Source organism: Arenibacter lacus, from assembly GCF_008711145.1.
GTDB lineage: Bacteria > Bacteroidota > Bacteroidia > Flavobacteriales > Flavobacteriaceae > Arenibacter > Arenibacter amylolyticus.
The window spans coordinates 1-1397 of the sequence record NZ_VVIN01000165.1; the positions used below are offsets into that span (position 1 = coordinate 1).

2 protein-coding genes are annotated in these 1397 nt (G+C 42.6%); one reads left to right on the forward strand and one right to left on the reverse strand.

Annotated elements, in window-relative coordinates:
* The first annotated feature begins 164 nt into the window (after positions 1-164).
* Complete coding sequence (locus tag F1E73_RS16955; protein ID WP_150452656.1) at positions 165-575, forward strand: c-type cytochrome; 411 nt, start codon at positions 165-167, stop codon at positions 573-575.
* Positions 576-577: 2 nt separating this feature from the next.
* Here the strand turns inward: F1E73_RS16955 and F1E73_RS16960 are convergent, their stop codons facing one another.
* Positions 578-1393, reverse strand: a complete 816-nt coding sequence (locus F1E73_RS16960; RefSeq protein WP_086477323.1) for an N-acetylmuramic acid 6-phosphate etherase — start codon at positions 1391-1393, stop codon at positions 578-580.
* Positions 1394-1397: the final 4 nt, after the last annotated feature.

The window sequence follows — 1397 nt, forward strand, 5'->3', positions numbered from 1 at the left end:
AAAGTTTAATTGAGGTTAAAGGTATTAATTGAAATCCAATGAATAATTTCTACTCAAACCAACATTAATTAGTCATGATCAAATAATGGGGCTTCACTTTTTAAGGGCGCTATAGCCCTATATAATTCAAACACCACTACAGTAAACCGTAATTATATCACTATATGAAACTTTTTATTCTAGCTTATATATCCATTATAACAGCGCTCTCTCTTTTTCTTTTCAACGATAACGATAAGGAGTTAAAAGAAAGCATTAAACGCGGGTACGATATCTATAACGATTTTTGCGTTACCTGCCATCTGCCCAATGGCGAGGGAGTAGAAAACACTTTCCCTCCGCTGGCCAAGGCCGATTATTTATTGAAGAATAGGGAAGAAAGTATCCGAGGTGTCAAATTTGGGCAACAAGGGGAAATTGTAGTAAATGGCGTTACCTATAATAATACCATGCCGGCCATGGGATTGGACGATGAAGAAATTGCCGATGTAATGAACTACATCCTCAACTCATGGGGCAACAAAGGGAAAGACATTGTTACCCCCGAAGAGGTCTCTAAAATACAGAAGAAATAATTTTAGGATTTTTGGGCGTCGATCACCTTTTTTACGGAACCATATTTCTTCAATAAGGTTTCCGCCTCCTTATACTCCAAATTTAGCTCTTCCACCAAGTAACGTGTACCCCGGTCTACCAGTTTAATATTGCTCAACTGCATGTTCACCATTTTATTTCCCTTAACCCTTCCAACCTTGATCATGAGGGCTGTGGAAATCATATTGAGCACCAGTTTTTGGGAGGTTCCACTCTTCATTCTGGTACTTCCAGTGACAAACTCCGGGCCTACATTTACCGCAATGGGTATTTCCACTGCCATGGCCAAAGGCGATCCAGGATTATTGGTGACACAGGCCGTAAGCAAGCCGTTGGACTTCGCTTCTTTTACTCCCCCAATTACGTAGGGCGTAGTTCCAGAAGCAGCTATCCCAACCACTGCATCATTCTCATTGATATCATAGGCCAAAAGATCCTTCCACGCCTGTTGGGCATCGTCCTCTGCATTCTCCACTGCGTTCCGGATGGCAGAATCACCCCCCGCAATCAAGGCAATCACCCTATCGTGAGGCAATCCGTAGGTAGGCGGAATCTCTGAGGCATCTAGGATCCCCAATCTACCACTGGTTCCCGCTCCAATATAAAAGAGTCGGCCCCCTTTATTAAATCGTTCTACCAAGGCGTTTACCAATTGGGTAATGGCAGGAATTTCATGCTCTACCGCTAGGGCTACCTTCTTGTCCTCCTCATTAATATTTTTTAAGATCTCATCGGTATCCATTAACTCCAAATCGTTGTAATGGGAGGGCATTTCGGTTATTCTTTTGTACTCGGACATACTT

What these genes read in the sequence shown, in the direction of transcription:
- F1E73_RS16955 (WP_150452656.1), top strand. Translation starts at nt 165, where the DNA reads ATGAAACTTTTTATTCTAGCTTATATATCCATTATAACAGCGCTCTCT.
- F1E73_RS16960 (WP_086477323.1), bottom strand. Translation starts at nt 1,393, where the DNA reads ATGTCCGAGTACAAAAGAATAACCGAAATGCCCTCCCATTACAACGAT.